This window comes from Allorhizobium paknamense, assembly GCF_030815125.1.
Classification (GTDB): domain Bacteria; phylum Pseudomonadota; class Alphaproteobacteria; order Rhizobiales; family Rhizobiaceae; genus Allorhizobium; species Allorhizobium paknamense.
In genome coordinates this window covers 104,539-119,309 of the sequence record NZ_JAUSWH010000004.1, presented here as the reverse complement: position 1 = coordinate 119,309, position 14,771 = coordinate 104,539, and the positions used below count along the sequence as shown (strand labels likewise).

The 14,771-nt window shown below is 61.4% G+C and carries 13 protein-coding genes; 8 read left to right on the top strand and 5 right to left on the bottom strand.

What is annotated here, in order from left to right:
- The first annotated feature begins 196 nt into the window (after positions 1-196).
- The 7 genes from QO005_RS08220 (at position 197) to coaBC (ending at position 6,922) form a co-directional block, all read left to right on the top strand.
- On the top strand, positions 197-511 hold the full coding sequence (locus QO005_RS08220; RefSeq protein ID WP_307157517.1) for an integration host factor subunit beta: 315 nt from the start codon (positions 197-199) through the stop codon (positions 509-511).
- A 147-nt stretch (positions 512-658) separates the two neighbouring features.
- Positions 659-1,003 (top strand): lipopolysaccharide assembly protein LapA domain-containing protein, encoded by a 345-nt coding sequence (locus QO005_RS08215; RefSeq protein WP_307157742.1) that lies wholly within the window; start codon positions 659-661, stop codon positions 1,001-1,003.
- A gap of 258 nt (positions 1,004-1,261) precedes the next feature.
- Positions 1,262-2,389 carry a class I SAM-dependent methyltransferase gene (locus tag QO005_RS08210; protein ID WP_307157516.1) on the top strand — a complete coding sequence of 376 codons (1,128 nt, stop codon included), beginning with the start codon at positions 1,262-1,264 and terminating at the stop codon, positions 2,387-2,389.
- A complete protein-coding gene (locus QO005_RS08205) occupies positions 2,386-3,258 on the top strand; it encodes a TrmH family RNA methyltransferase (protein WP_307157515.1) in 873 nt (290 codons plus the stop codon). Before QO005_RS08210 ends, QO005_RS08205 begins: the two co-directional genes overlap by 4 nt.
- The gene (gene lspA / locus QO005_RS08200) at positions 3,255-3,746 is read left to right on the top strand and encodes a signal peptidase II (RefSeq protein WP_307157514.1); all 492 of its coding nucleotides are present in this window, start codon (positions 3,255-3,257) and stop codon (positions 3,744-3,746) included. Before QO005_RS08205 ends, lspA begins: the two co-directional genes overlap by 4 nt.
- Positions 3,747-3,942: 196 nt before the next feature.
- Positions 3,943-5,553, top strand: coding sequence for an ATP-binding response regulator (locus tag QO005_RS08195; protein WP_307157513.1), 1,611 nt, complete (start codon positions 3,943-3,945; stop codon positions 5,551-5,553).
- A gap of 163 nt (positions 5,554-5,716) precedes the next feature.
- On the top strand, positions 5,717-6,922 hold the full coding sequence (gene coaBC / locus QO005_RS08190; RefSeq protein ID WP_307157512.1) for a bifunctional phosphopantothenoylcysteine decarboxylase/phosphopantothenate--cysteine ligase CoaBC: 1,206 nt from the start codon (positions 5,717-5,719) through the stop codon (positions 6,920-6,922).
- A 211-nt stretch (positions 6,923-7,133) separates the two neighbouring features.
- Here coaBC and dnaJ read toward each other — a convergent pair whose 3' ends face one another.
- The 4 genes from dnaJ to QO005_RS08170 all read right to left on the bottom strand — a co-directional run bounded on the left by dnaJ (position 7,134) and on the right by QO005_RS08170 (position 13,302).
- Positions 7,134-8,279 carry a molecular chaperone DnaJ gene (gene dnaJ / locus QO005_RS08185; RefSeq protein ID WP_307157511.1) on the bottom strand — a complete coding sequence of 382 codons (1,146 nt, stop codon included), beginning with the start codon at positions 8,277-8,279 and terminating at the stop codon, positions 7,134-7,136.
- Between the two features lie 4 nt (positions 8,280-8,283).
- Positions 8,284-8,748 (bottom strand): hypothetical protein, encoded by a 465-nt coding sequence (locus QO005_RS08180; protein ID WP_307157510.1) that lies wholly within the window; start codon positions 8,746-8,748, stop codon positions 8,284-8,286.
- Positions 8,748-10,658, bottom strand: coding sequence for a molecular chaperone DnaK (dnaK, locus tag QO005_RS08175; protein WP_307157509.1), 1,911 nt, complete (start codon positions 10,656-10,658; stop codon positions 8,748-8,750). The genes QO005_RS08180 and dnaK overlap by 1 nt, the downstream gene beginning before the upstream one ends.
- 280 nt (positions 10,659-10,938) lie before the next feature.
- Complete coding sequence (locus QO005_RS08170) at positions 10,939-13,302, bottom strand: PBP1A family penicillin-binding protein (RefSeq protein ID WP_307157741.1); 2,364 nt, start codon at positions 13,300-13,302, stop codon at positions 10,939-10,941.
- A 211-nt stretch (positions 13,303-13,513) separates the two neighbouring features.
- Between QO005_RS08170 and QO005_RS08165 the strand changes: the two genes are divergently transcribed.
- The gene (locus QO005_RS08165) at positions 13,514-13,828 is read left to right on the top strand and encodes a hypothetical protein (protein ID WP_307157508.1); all 315 of its coding nucleotides are present in this window, start codon (positions 13,514-13,516) and stop codon (positions 13,826-13,828) included.
- A gap of 272 nt (positions 13,829-14,100) precedes the next feature.
- Here QO005_RS08165 and QO005_RS08160 read toward each other — a convergent pair whose 3' ends face one another.
- Entirely contained in the window at positions 14,101-14,559 is a 459-nt protein-coding gene (locus QO005_RS08160; protein ID WP_307157507.1) for a YbaK/EbsC family protein, read from the bottom strand.
- Between the last annotated feature and the right edge of the window lie 212 nt (positions 14,560-14,771).

Genomic DNA, 14,771 nt, shown 5'->3' with positions numbered 1-14,771 from the left:
CTTCATGCTCAAGCCGAGGAGAGGGGGCAGGAAGCCGACCTTATCGCAAAAAGCCTTAAGCGATTGATTAATCCGATTTTCTGTGATGTTTTACGCAGGCTGAGGCGTTGTTCGCGGCATTGCACCCTGCCAATGGCGGCGGCCGCGCTCCGTCAGCATCCAGGATGAAAATCGACAGAAACTAAAGGGGGTTATCGTGATCAAGTCGGAATTGGTGCAGATTGTTGCCGCGCGTAACCCGCATCTCTACCACCGCGACGTCGAAAACATCGTCAACGCGGTTCTCGACGAGATCACCGATGCGCTGGCGGGCGGCAATCGCGTGGAATTGCGGGGTTTTGGCGCCTTTTCCGTCAAGAACCGCCCCTCCCGCACCGGGCGCAATCCGCGCACCGGCGAGACGGTGTTCGTTGAAGAAAAATGGGTGCCCTTCTTCAAGACCGGCAAGGAACTGCGCGAGCGGCTCAATCCCGGCATGGGCGATATCGACATCGATGAAGATGCCGATTGAGCTGTTTTCAAAGCCGTGCAAGAACCACGACACGTTTGGAGTTTCTGCTCTTGAAAACCGGCCATCGCCATCCATCTCAAGCTTGCGATGATGGAATTGCCGGTGACGGGAATTGAATGCGTAAAAGAGCCGGAGGGTGAAACCATGATGGTCAGGAAAGTCGTCAATCTGGTGGTGTTGATCCCGCTTGCCATCGTGCTGGTGGTGCTGTGCGTGGCCAACCGGCAGACGGTGACCCTGGCGCTCAACCCCTTCCGTCCGGAAGACCAGATGCTGTCGACCAGCGCGCCCTTCTTTGTCTTCCTGTTCCTTGCTTTCCTGCTGGGCGCTCTCGTTGGCGGCTTTGCCGTCTGGCTGTCCCAGGGCAAACATCGCAAACGGGCGCGGATCGAAGCGCGCTCTGCCGCCCGCTGGGAAAGCGAAGCCGACAAGCACAAGAAGCGGGCCGACGACGTTGTGGCCAACCAATTGCCGAAATTGTCCTCGCGGTAAGGCCAGGTTTTCAAAGTAAGAGCCATTGCAAGCTGGCTGAGGCGCGAAGGCGCCACGAAATCCATGGGAAAAGCCCAGAGAGCTTTTCGAGGAAGGTGCGTAGCGGCTTTCCGTTCGGATATGCGTAAAATCAGAGAGCTGGAGCGGCCCGCTCTTTCGCCGAGCCTGGCTTGATGCTATGCGCGGGGCAAGCGATCCGCCCCTCAAGGTGTCGATGCGCTTTATTCCTGACCCATCGTAACAAAGGCCGCCTTTGCCGTGAAAGACAGAACGAAACGTCCATCGCCCAAACGGCAGAGCGCTGCCAAGCCCTCCGGCGGGCCGCGGCGTTTCACGCAAGAGCGCGCATCGTCCGAACAGCATCACAAGCATTCGGCAGCACCCAAGGCGAAGGCCGAGCCCGTAGCCGCCTCGAAGCCCGTGCCTGCCGAGCCGCAGGCGGTGGCGGAAAAGCTTGGGCTTCGCAACGGGGCCCTTCCACGCGAAAGCGTACCGGTCATTCTCGAATCCATCGGCGCGGGTGACTTTCACCTGATCGACAGCGGCCATGGGCTGAAGCTCGAGCAATACGGTCCCTATCGCATTGTCCGCCCGGAGGCGCAGGCGCTCTGGCCGCCAGCCCTGCCGCAGCATGCGTGGGACAAGGCGGATGCGATCTTCACCGGCGATACGGATGAGGATGGTATGGGCCGCTGGCGCTTTCCCCGCGAGGCGCTGGGCGAGACATGGCCTCTCAATCTTCTGGGTGTGGATTTTCTCGGCCGCTTTACCGCCTTCCGGCATGTGGGCGTGTTTCCCGAGCAGATTGCGCACTGGTCCTGGATGAAATCGGTGATCGAGGCCTCGGACCGGCCGCTGAAAGTACTCAATCTCTTCGGCTATACCGGGGTTGCCTCGCTGGTGGCGGCTGCCGCCGGTGCCGAGGTCACGCATGTGGACGCCTCCAAGAAGGCGATTGGCTGGGCGCGGGAAAATCAGTCGCTCAGCCGCCTCGATCGCGCACCGATCCGCTGGATTTGCGAGGACGCGATGAAATTCATCCAGCGCGAGGAACGGCGCGGCAGCCGCTACGACATCATTCTCACCGATCCGCCGAAATTCGGACGCGGACCGAATGGTGAGGTCTGGCACCTGTTCGACCATCTGCCGCAGATGCTGGCCACCTGCCGCGAAATCCTGGCGCCGAAGCCGAAGGGGCTGGTGCTGACGGCCTATTCCATCCGCGCCAGTTTCTACGCCATTCATGAACTGATGCGTGAGACCATGCGCGGCAAGAATGGGCTGGTGGAATCGGGGGAACTGGTTCTGCGCGAGGCGGGTCTCGATGGCAAGACGCCGGGACGCGCGCTTTCCACTTCACTTTTCAGCCGTTGGACACCCGCATGAGTGAGAGCTTCAAGGATCAGAGCCGGGATCCGGCCCATCGTCGCGTTGGCCAGGTCAAGGAAGTAACGAGCCTGACCAACCCGATCGTCAAGGACATCAAGGCCCTGTCGCAGAAGAAGACCCGGGAAGAAACCGGCACGTTTCTGGCGGAGGGGCTGAAGCTGATCATCGATGCGGCGGAACTGGGCTGGAGCATCCGCTATCTTCTCTATGCCAAGGCTGCCCGGGGAAAGCCCCTGGTGGAAAAAGTGGCGGCCCGCACCGTGGCGCGCGGCGGCATGGTGCTGGAGGTGAGCGAGAAGGTGATGTCCTCCATCACCCGCAAGGACAATCCGCAAATGGTGGCGGCGGTCTTCGATCAGCAATGGATGCCGCTGTCCAAGGTCAGGCTGGAAAAGGACCAGACCTGGGTGGCGCTGGACCGGGTGCGCGATCCCGGCAATCTCGGCACGATCATCCGCACGGCGGATGCGGCGGGCGCTTCCGGGGTGATGCTGGTGGGCGATTGCACCGATCCCTTTTCCATGGAAACAGTGCGCGCCACCATGGGCTCGGTCTTTGCCCTGCCACTGGTGAAAACCGGCCTGCAGGAGTTTCTGGCCTGGAAGAAGACAGCCGGTATATCCCTGGTCGCGACCCATCTGGCGGGCGCGGTGGATTATCGCCGCATCGATTACAAGAGCCGTCCGACGGTGCTGCTGATGGGCAACGAGCAATCCGGCCTGCCGGAGGAGCTTGCGGCGGCGGCAGACCGGTTGGCGCGCATTCCGCAGGCGGGCCTTGCCGATTCGCTCAATCTCGCCATCGCCACCGGCATCATGCTGTTTGAGGCGCGGCGGCATCTCCTCACGCTGGAAGGCGCCGAATGACCACCTCGCCTGCGCTGTTTTCCCGCCCCGTTGCGGCCATCGCCTTCATTCTGGCGGCGCTTTTCCTCGATCAGGCGGTGAAATATGCCGTCGAGGTGGAGTTGCCCATGCATGAACTGGTGCATGTGGTGCCGATGCTCGGGCTGTTTCGCACCCACAATCTCGGCGTGGCCTTTTCCATGCTCTCGCATCTCGATGCCTGGGCGATTGTCGGCATGCGCCTTGCCATCGTCGCCTTCGTGCTCTGGCTCTGGCGCAATACCAGCCGCGATCACCGCTTCGCCCATCTCGGCTATTCGCTGATCATCGCAGGCGCCTTCGGCAATATCATCGACCGTTTCGTCTATGGCTATGTGGTGGACTATATCCTGTTCTATACGGATACGTGGTCCTTCGCGGTCTTCAACCTGGCGGACTCCTATATCAGCATCGGCGCCGGGCTGATCCTGCTGGAGGAGTTGCTGCTGCTGCGGCGCAATAAATCCTAAATTTCTAATTTTTATGATAACCGGACGGAAACACACTGTGCCGCACAATGCCGTTTAGTGGCGACGTTTCCTTAACCGGGACGGCGTAATCATAAAAACTGTGCCGAACAGGGGCTAGACCATCTCCGCGAAGCGCGGCGTCTGGACAGGATGGGTCGGCTGCCCCGGGACGGCCCCGGCAGGAAACAGCAGGGCCATGATGCCAATGGAAATTGAGGAGGCTGAGCTTTCCCCCGTAACCGCCGAAACCGTGCGCACGCGGCTTCTGGCGACGGTGAGCCATGAAATGCGCACCCCCCTCAACGGCATTCTGGGCATGAGCCATCTGCTTGGCCGCACAGACCTTTCTCCCGAGCAGCGCAATTATCTGGCCGCCATCGTGCAGGCCGGAGAAGCGCTGAACCAGCTGGTGGCCGATCTTCTCGACTATTCGACGTTGGAAACGGGCCATTTCGAACTGCATAGCCAGCGGGTTTCGCCGCGGCGGCTGATTGAAGGCGTGGTGGAAATGCTGGCCCCGCGCGCCCATGCCAAGGGGATAGAGATTGCCGCCACCGCGCAGGCCTGCGTGGCGGAAGAGATCGAGGTGGATGTGGCGCGCCTGCGTCAGGTGCTTTTCAACATCATCGGCAATGCCGTGAAATTTACCCAGGAAGGCGGAGTGCTGGTCTCCAGCAGTTGCAGCGGTCACGATCTGTTGATCCGGATCCGCGATACCGGGCCGGGCATGAGCGAAGAGGAGCGGGCGCGGCTTTTCGTGGAATTTTCCCAGGCGGGCGACCAGCTTCAGCGCAGCGGCGGCACGGGGCTCGGCCTCTTCATTTCACAGCGCCTGATGATGGCGCTGGGCGGCTCTCTGGCCGTGACGGAAAGCTGCAAGGGCAAGGGCAGCCTGTTTGAAATTCGCCTGCCGTGCACCGCCGCGGCCATCGAGCCTGCCGCCCTGCCGCGCGAACGCCTGCTGGAAAGCTCGCGGGTTCTTCTTCTGGCCCCGAACGGTCCGGCGGCAGAAGCGACGGAGGCGAGCATCCGCGCGCTGGGCGGGATCTGCTACCGCACCTGCAACGCGGCCATGGCGGTGGAGATCCTGCAGCAGGTGAGGGAACGGGGCGAGGTGCTGACGGATATCATCGTCGATCACCGCCGGGTTTCCGATTACGACGCACAAGTGGTGGCGCATCTTCAGGGCATGCCGCGTCTGCGCCGTATCTATCTCGTGACGCCGGAGGAGCGCCCGGTACGCCCCCTGACCGGCTTCGACGCTTGGTTGATCCGCCCCTTGCGGGAACAGACGCTGAGCGACGTGTTGCGCGGCCTGATGAGCGGCGTCGATACCGATGTTGCGGAAGAAAGTGCCAAGCCGGACGATCTGGCGGAGTCGCGCCGCCAGCGGTCGCTCTCCAGCCTGAATATCCTGGTAGGCGAGGATGACTATGTCAACGCGACGCTTCTGAAGGCCGTGCTGAAGAAGGCGGGCCATGAGGTCAGCCATGTCGGCGATTTCGATGCGCTCAGGCGGGAAGTGGCCTCCGATCTCGGCGCCGAGGCCGATCTCATCATTACCGATCTCGGCATGCCGGGGGGCGAGGGCGCATCCGTGCTGCGCTATGTCCGCATGGTCGAGCAATTGAAGCGCCGCCGCCGCTGCCCGATCGTGGTCCTGACCGGCGATCTGCGCGACAGTTCCCGCGTCGATGCGTTGGCAAGCGGGGCCGATCTGGTGCTGCAAAAGCCGGTCAATCCGGATCGTCTGCTCAGCGAAATCCGTTCGCTGTTGCAGGTGGGGGAATATCGCAGCTACGGCTGATCCGCTTTGCGGGCGAGCGAGAAAGCAGTATAGAGCCTTTGAAAGACGTGCTCTCAGCTTTTCCGCATTTCCCTACGGAAAACCGCGGCTACACTTTTCTCAGGACAATGCTCTGGCAGCGCGTGCGGCAGGGCAAGTCCGTCACAGACAGGCAGATCCCGGCATGAGCCTCCACGGCAAGCGCATTCTTCTGATCATCGGCGGTGGCATCGCGGCCTATAAAAGCCTCGATCTCATCCGCAGGCTCAAGGAGCGCGGGGCCGAGGTGCGCCCGATCATGACATCGGCGGCCGAGCAATTTGTAACGCCGCTTGCCGTTGGGGCGCTTTCGGCCTCCCATGTCTATACAGATCTCTTCTCGCGGGAGGATGAGCAGGATGTCGGCCATATCCGGCTGGCGCGGGACTGCGATTTGATCGTGATCGCGCCTGCGACCGCCGATTTGATGGCCAAGATGGCCCATGGTCTCGCGAATGACCTGGCCTCTGCCGTGCTTCTGGCGCGCGACAGGCCGGTGCTGGTGGCGCCTGCCATGAACCCGCGCATGTGGGAAAACCCCGCCACGGCGCGCAATGTGGAGCAGCTGACGGGCGATGGCATCCGCTTTATCGGTCCCATGCGCGGCGAAATGGCCGAAAGCGGCGAGGCGGGCCTGGGCCGGATGGCCGAACCGCTGGAGATCGTCGCCGCTGTCGAGGCGGTTTTCACGCCACAGCACAGACCCTTGGCTGGCAGGACGGCGATTGTCACCTCCGGCCCCACCCATGAGCCGATCGATCCGGTGCGCTATATCGCCAACCGTTCCTCCGGCAAGCAGGGCCATGCCATCGCCGCTGCCCTTGCCCGGCTGGGGGCAGAGGTGACGCTGGTCTCCGGCCCCGTCGCGCTTCGCGATCCCGATTGTGTCCATGTCGTGCATGTCGAGCGCGCCGAAGAGATGCGCGACGCCGTTCTCGCCCATCTTCCTGCGGATATTGCGGTCATGGTGGCTGCCGTTGCCGATTGGCGGGTGGCAAGCTCGGCGGAGCAGAAAATCAAGAAACAGCCCGGCGAAGGCCCGCCAGTGCTGCAGCTTACCGAAAATCCCGATATTCTGGCCACGGTCGGCCACCACGCCAACCGCCCGCGCCTCGTCGTCGGCTTTGCGGCGGAAACCCAGAATGTCAGCGCCAATGGCCGCGCCAAGCTTGAGCGCAAGGGGGCGGACCTGATCGTCGCCAACGACGTCTCTCCGGAAACCGGCATTATGGGTGGAGAGAAAAACAGCGTGCGGCTGATCAGTCGGCAAGGGGAAGAGAACTGGCCGGAGCTTTCCAAAGCCGAAGTGGCTGAAAGGCTGGCAGAGAAGATTGCGGCGATGCTGGGCTAGAGCACGTCCGGTGAACACGGGTTCACCGGACGTGCTCTAAGCTTCTGTTTTTACGCATTTCCGGACGGAAAACCGTGACTACACTTTTCCTGGAAATGCTCTAATCGCTGACTGGTTCCGAGAGAAGTTTCGTCGCACTTTTCCCTCCGGAAATACATAGCATCTCCAGCCTTCCCGTGTTTCAATGAAACACGGGAAGGCTGGAGATGCTTTACCCTTCGAAAAACTCCTTCATCCGGGCGAAGAAGCCGGTGGATTCAGGGTTGTTTTCCTTGGAGGAGATCTGTTCGAATTCCTGCAATAGCTCGCGCTGGCGCTTGGTGAGCTTTTGCGGGGTTTCGATCTGGATCTGGATATAAAGGTCGCCCATCTGCTGCGAGCGCAGCACCGGCATGCCCTTGCCCTTCAGGCGGAACTGCTTGCCGGACTGGGTGCCCTCCGGCACGGTGACGCGGGATTTCGTGCCGTCCAGCGTGGTCACGTCGAAGGTGCCGCCGAGGGCGGCAGTGGTCATCGAGATCGGCACGGAGCAATAGAGATCCGCGCCCTCCCTCTGGAAGAACTGGTGCGGCTTGACCGACAGGAAGATGTAGAGATCGCCCGAAGGGCCGCCGCGCAGGCCCGCTTCTCCCTCGCCCTGCAGACGGATGCGCGTGCCGTCCTCGATCCCCGCGGGGATGGAAACGGAAAGCTGGCGCTCTTCCGTGACGCGGCCCTGGCCGTGGCACTTGGTGCAGGGATCAGAAATCGTCTGGCCCCGGCCATGACAGGTGGGGCAGGTCCGCTCGATGGAGAAGAAGCCCTGGGCTGCACGCACCCGGCCCGAGCCCTGGCAGGTAGAGCAGGTGGTGGGCTTGGTGCCTGGCTTTGCGCCGGAACCGGAACAGACATCGCAGGTTATGGATGTTGGAACCCTGATCTGCGCCGTCTTGCCCGCATAGGCTTCCTCAAGCGAAATTTCCATATTGTAGCGCAGGTCGGCGCCGCGTTCGCGCCCGCCGCTGGAGCGGGCTCTTGCGCCACCGCGTCCACCGCCCATCATCTCGCCGAAGATGTCTTCGAAAATATCGGAGAAGCCGCCGCCTGCGAAACCGCCGCCACCGCCAAAACCGCCACCGCCCATGCCGCCCTGCTCGAAGGCTGCATGGCCGAAACGGTCATAGGCTGCCCGCTTCTGCGGGTCCTTCAGCGTTTCATAAGCCTCGTTGATCTCCTTGAACGTCTTTTCCGCCTCGGCATCGCCCGGATTCTTGTCCGGGTGATATTTCATCGCGAGCTTGCGAAAGGCGCTTTTCAGCTCCTTTTCATCCGCGCTTCGGGAGACGCCGAGGGTCTCGTAGAAATCTGCCTTTGCCATGGTCTTACAAAGCTCTCAAAGCCCGTTCCACGCCAGCGTGGTTGCCCGTTTTCTGTCCGGCCTGCACATCGCAGGCTGCCATATCCCTGCTGAAATCGGCTGCTGCCTCCCGCGCGTCGCTCATCAGAAGCTTGCGGGGTTCGCCACGCTGGGTGATGGCCTGCGCAAGCGAGGTCGCCGCAAATCCCAGTGAATGCGCCGCCAGATCGCAGGAGGACACCTGTCCGCCTGCCTTCTTGCGCTTCAGGCCGTTTTCGATCAGGGGCGCCAGATCGTTGACGGTCTTGCGCAAAAGCGCCGAATCCCGTCTGGAAACAGCCTGGAGAACGGCGGCTTCCGCTGCACTCACCTTCTGACGGACATCGTTTGCCGATTGCGCTTCGGCAACGGAACCGATCATCAAAGCAAGGACGGCTGGCCCGAAGGCCAGCCACTTCTTCCGAAAGGACATCGTGCGAGACGTCTGCATCAAGCCGACTTCTTCGCAGAATCGTCCTTCACTTCTTCATAGTCGGCATCGACCACATCGTCCTTGCCGCCAGCAGCGCCTTCCTGACCGGCTTCAGCCTGCTGCGCCTCGTAAATGGCCTGGCCGAGCTTCATGGACACTTCCATGAGTGTCTGGGTCTTGGCCTGGATGTCATCGGCATCCGGCTCGGAGGCTTCGAGCGCCGTCTTGACGCTGGCAATCGCGTCTTCGATGGCCTTCTTGTCGGCTTCCGAAACCTTGTCGCCATAGTCCTTCAGCGACTTTTCGGTGGAGTGAACGAGGCTTTCGGCCTGGTTCTTGGCTTCCACCACGGCGCGGCGCTTCTTGTCGGCTTCGGCATTGGCTTCGGCGTCCTTGACCATCTTCTCGATGTCGGCGTCAGAAAGACCGCCGGAGGCCTGGATGCGGATCTGCTGTTCCTTGCCGGTGCCCTTGTCCTTGGCGGAAACCTGCACGATGCCGTTGGCGTCGATGTCGAAGGTCACTTCGATCTGCGGAACGCCACGCGGTGCCGGCGGCAAGCCAACGAGGTCGAACTGGCCGAGCAGCTTGTTGTCGGCAGCCATTTCGCGCTCACCCTGTGAAACACGGATGGTCACGGCCTGCTGGTTGTCTTCGGCGGTGGAGAACACCTGGCTCTTCTTCGTCGGGATCGTCGTGTTGCGGTCGATCAGACGGGTGAAGACGCCACCGAGCGTTTCGATGCCGAGCGACAGCGGGGTTACGTCGAGCAGCAGCACGTCCTTGACGTCGCCCTGCAGCACGCCGGCCTGGATGGCGGCGCCCATGGCAACCACTTCATCCGGGTTCACACCCTTGTGCGGCTCCTTGCCGAACAGCTGCTTGACGACTTCCTGCACCTTCGGCATGCGGCTCATGCCGCCGACCAGAACCACTTCGTCAATTTCGGAAGCGGTAACACCGGCGTCCTTGAGAGCGGCCTTGCAGGGGGCAACGGTGCGCTGCACCAGATCGTCCACCAGGCTTTCGAACTTGGCGCGGGTCAGCTTCATCGTCAGGTGCTTCGGACCCGACGCATCGGCGGTGATGAAGGGCAGGTTGATTTCCGTCTGCTGCGAGGACGACAGCTCGATCTTTGCCTTTTCAGCGGCTTCCTTCAGGCGCTGCAGGGCAAGCTTGTCGTTCTTCAGCTCGATGCCGTTGTCCTTCTTGAACTCGGCTGCGAGATATTCGACCAGACGCATGTCGAAGTCTTCACCGCCAAGGAAGGTATCACCATTGGTGGACTTCACTTCGAAGACGCCATCGCCGATTTCCAGGATGGAAATATCGAAAGTGCCGCCGCCAAGGTCGTAGACGGCAATGGTCTTGCCGTCGCGCTTGTCCAGGCCGTAGGCGAGGGCGGCTGCTGTCGGCTCGTTGATGATGCGCAGCACTTCAAGACCGGCGATGCGGCCTGCATCCTTGGTGGCCTGACGCTGGGCGTCGTTGAAGTAGGCCGGAACGGTGATGACGGCCTTTTCGACCTTCTCGCCGAGATAGGCTTCCGCCGTTTCCTTCATCTTCTGGAGAACCATGGCGGAGATCTGCGAGGGCGAATAGCCCTTGCCATTGGCTTCTACCCAGGCATCGCCATTGTCACCCTTGACGATGTGGTAGGGAACCAGACCCTTGTCCTTCTCGACGGTCGGATCCTCGAAGCGGCGGCCGATCAGGCGCTTGACGGCGAAGAGCGTGTTGGTGGGGTTGGTCACGGCCTGACGCTTGGCAGGCTGGCCGACCAGACGCTCACCATCTTCCGAAAAGGCCACCATGGAGGGCGTGGTGCGTGCGCCTTCCGAATTCTCGATCACCTTCGCATCCTTGCCGTCCATGACGGCAACGCAGGAATTGGTCGTTCCGAGGTCGATACCGATTACTTTTGCCATGTTATTCTCTCCTTGAAGCAGGCTGTCGGAACCCCAAAAGCATTCCTGGGACAGCCCCTCGACGTGGATTATTCTCTTCGGGTTTGCGCAGCGATGCTGCCTTATGCGGCGTATATAAGAACGGGAATTTGCGACTGCAAGGCACCAAATTCACTGTGTTTCAAACCGTGTGAAAAGGCTGCCAAATCCTGTCGCAACTCCCCGCGGCAGAAACCTGCCAAGCAAAAATTCCTTCATCTTTAGTTTGCCTGGCTTGCGCCGGGCGTAAGCGGCAAGGTTCTCACCGCCCCATGATGATATCGAGCAGCGTGGTATTGCCGCCCTGGCGTCGCGGTACCGGGGCCGTCTGATCCTCTCCCACATCGCCCGGTGGCACCATGGTGTCATAGGGCGGCGGCGCTTCCTCCTGCGGCCAGCCGTTGGCAGGCGCGCGCTGGGCAGGATAGTGCGGAGGGTATGGCTGGCCGTCAACCTGCGGCGCTACATCCGGCTGCCCACCTGCAGGTGGCATCTGTCCGGCAGGGGCCATTTGCCCGGCGGGAGAAGGGGCGGGCGGATAGGCGTTGACATTGCCGGTGTCTTTTTCCTTGGTGCCGGACAGAACCTGCTGGATCAGCGAGGTCAGCGACGGTTCGCTCTCTTCCGCCGGGCGCTGGTCACCGAAGAGCGGAACCGGGGTCAGGCCCTTATGCGCCGCCGTCATGAACTCCTTCCAGGTCTTGGCCGGCAGGCCGCCGCCCGTCACCTTCTTCATCGGCGTGCCGTCGTCATTGCCAAGCCAGACACCGGTGGTCAGGTTGCTGGTAAAGCCGACGAACAGAGCATCGCGGAAGGATTGGGTCGTGCCGGTCTTGCCCGCCACCTGCCAGCCCTTGATCTGGGCGGCCTTGCCGGTGCCTTCGGTCACGGTGCCCTCCATCAGCCGTGTCATCTGCTGCACCACCTGCTGGCTCAGCACGCGCGGCGGCTCGCCATAATCGGCCTTGTAGAGGGATTTGCCATTGAGATCGGTGATGTCGGCAATGACATGCGGGGTGGCCTTGAAGCCGCCGTTCATGAAGGGAGCATAGGCCGAGGTCAGTTCCAGCAAGGACACTTCCGAGGTGCCGAGCGCGATGGAGGCATTGCTTTGCAGATCGGATTCGATACCAAGGCGATGAGCAAGCTTGATGACCTGATCCGGCCCCACCTCCATCACCAGCTGGGCGGCGATGGTGTTCAGCGAATGGGCGAAGGCATAGGCCAGCGTTACCGGGCCATTGTATTTCTGTTCGTAATTTTCGGGCGTCCAGTTGCCGATGCGGATTGGCGCGTCGTTGCGCACCGTATCCGGCGTGTCGCCAATCTCCATGGCGGCGGCATAGACGAAGGGCTTGAAGGCCGAGCCCGGCTGGCGTTTAGCCTTGACGGCGCGGTTGAACTGGCTGGTGGCATAGTCGCGCCCGCCCACCAGCGCCCGGATGGCGCCATTGCCGTCGATGGCAACCAGCGCCCCCTGCGAGACGTTCTGCTTGGCGCCATCCTTGGAAAGCGTCGTGGTCAGCGCCTTTTCCGCTTCCTGCTCCAGGCTCGTGTCGATGGTGGTGGTGACAATGACGTCGCCCTTCACCTCGCCGATCAGGCCCTTGACCTCGTCCATCACCATATCGGCAACATATTGCCCGGCCCCGGACCAGTAGCTCTTGGCCCGGGCCGGGGGCTGCGCCATGGCGCGGGAGAAGTCGCTGTCGTTGATGAAGCCCTGTTCGCGCATGGCGCCCAGTACTACCTTGGCGCGGGCCTGGGCGGCTTCCGGATTGGCGGCGGGCGAAAGCTTCGAGGGCGCCTTGACGAGGCCGGCCAGCATGGCGGCCTCGCCGAGATTGATATCGCGGGCGGACTTGTTGAAATAGCGCTGTGAGGCCGCTTCCACGCCATAGGCATTCGAACCGAAATAGACACGGTTCAGATACATGGCGAGGATCTGCTCCTTGGTGAACTTGTGCTCGAGCCAGAGCGACAGCAGCACTTCCTGCACCTTGCGCTCCAGCGTCTTGTCCGGGGACAGGAACAGGTTGCGCGCCAATTGCTGGGTGATGGTGGAAGCGCCCTGCGCCTTCTGGCCGACCAGGATATTGGTGACGAAGGCGCGAGCAATGCCGATGGGGTCGACGCCGAAATGCGAATAGAAGCGCCGGTCCTCGATTGCGACGATGGCCTCCGGCAGGTAGGGCGACATTTCCTCCAGCGCCAGCGCCTCGCCGCCGGTGGCGCCGCGATTGGCAATCACCGTGCCATCGGTGGAAACGATCTTGATATTGGGCGGACGCTCGGGAATGGTCCAGCTGCTGGCGCTGGGCATTTGCGCGGCAAAATAGATGACAAGCCCCGCCACCGCGATGCCGCCCCAGATGCCGAGCACGACACACCAGTAGAACAGCCGCCGGATCAGGCCAAAAAAGCCGCCGCGGGGTTCATCGCGCTCCCTGCGGCGCTCGCGGCGAGCTGCCCTGTCGCGGGCGGGCTTCGCCTTGCGGGAGTTCGTCTTGCCACGGCCACCCGTGACGCGGTCGTCGCCGTCCAGACGAATATCGTCTTCCTCCTCGTCATCCGAGGGGCCAAGGGTCGGTTCTATGCGTCTGGGTGAATTGCGAGTGCCTGCCATGCGTAGCGGCCAGTCTCCAAAATGCCGGGTCATCGAGACCCCTGCCTATAATGGATCGATGCCGGTGAAAAGACCAGGTCATGCTTTTGGCGCGCTCAAAACCCCGCGACTGAGCCCCTTTGGCTGTGTCGGGACGGCAAAAAACGGAACAAATTCCGCTGGCGTCCGTTTTCGAAGCAGATCAGGCAGATGCATCAGAAAAGGAGTTGTCATGGCCGACAATATGCGAATGCAAGCCGAAATGCGTGAACTTCAGGCTCAGATTGCCCAGTTGAAGGACAGTTTGACCTCGCAGGGCTATTCAGTGGCCGATGAGGTGCGTCATCGCACTTCCGCCGCTGCCCGCCAGGCCGAGCATGCCGCAAAATATGCCCGTGACGAGGCCGCGACCGTGGCTGGTATCGTCCGGGAGCATCCGACGGCAGCCTCCACGGCGCTGCTCGGCATGGCGCTGGTCGGTGGTCTTGTCGGCTATCTTCTGGGCTCCCAGCAGCCGGATCATCGCCGTCGCTGGTACCAGTATTGATAACCAGCCTGCGCTCCAGTCGGGTCGGGTGAGGAGGAAAGGGTGGTGCCTGCGGGCACCGCCCTTTTGTGTTGAGATTTATACGAAGAGTCATTGAAGATGACTCTTCGTATTCCCCTTTCGAATATCTCAAGCCCATGATGCATTTGAGATATTCGAAATTCCTTCAAGGCGAGGATGCTGTAAGACTTTAAATCTGCTGCATAGTTTTATCCTTAAATCGGTTCCGATTTAAGGATAAAACTATGCAGTAGCATCTTCGAGCCTTGGTATTATTGACAGACATCCACCCATTCGGCCGCCGTCAACGTGACCAGACGGTCGGGCGTCAGCTTCACGGCAGAATTATGCGCGCCCGCCGCGGGCACGATCTCCTGATGATCCTTCAGCGACAGGTCGCAGAAGACCGCAAGCGGTGTGGCAAGACCGAAGGGGCAGACGCCGCCGACGGGATGGCCGGTGAGTGCCAGCACCTCTTCCGCCTCCGGCATGCGCGGCTTGGCGCCGAAGCGGTCTCGGAACTTCTTGTTGTCCAGCCGCCGCATGCCGGCGGCCACCACCAGCACCACCTGATCACCGGCACGGATGCACAAGGTCTTGGCGATCTGGTCGGGTTCCACGCCATGGGCCTCCGCCGCCATGGCAACGGTGGCCGAGCTTTTCTCGGTCTCGATTACGGAAATATCCGGCGCATGGGTGGCGAAGAAGTCTTTGACGGATTGCAGGCTCATCGTTCGGAATCACACCTTCTTCAATGCTGGAAACAGGGGGGGCTTGAACAGGTACAAGCCCATCCCCATTTCATCGTCAAGTCATTGGGCAGATTTATGCGTAATGTCGAAATTGCTGACAATGCTTAACCTGTTGTTAGGCATTTGGCGCAATCATCCTTCTGAAGCGGATGGACATGCCTCTGCTCAATGTCTGGGCCTCGCGCCTTTCT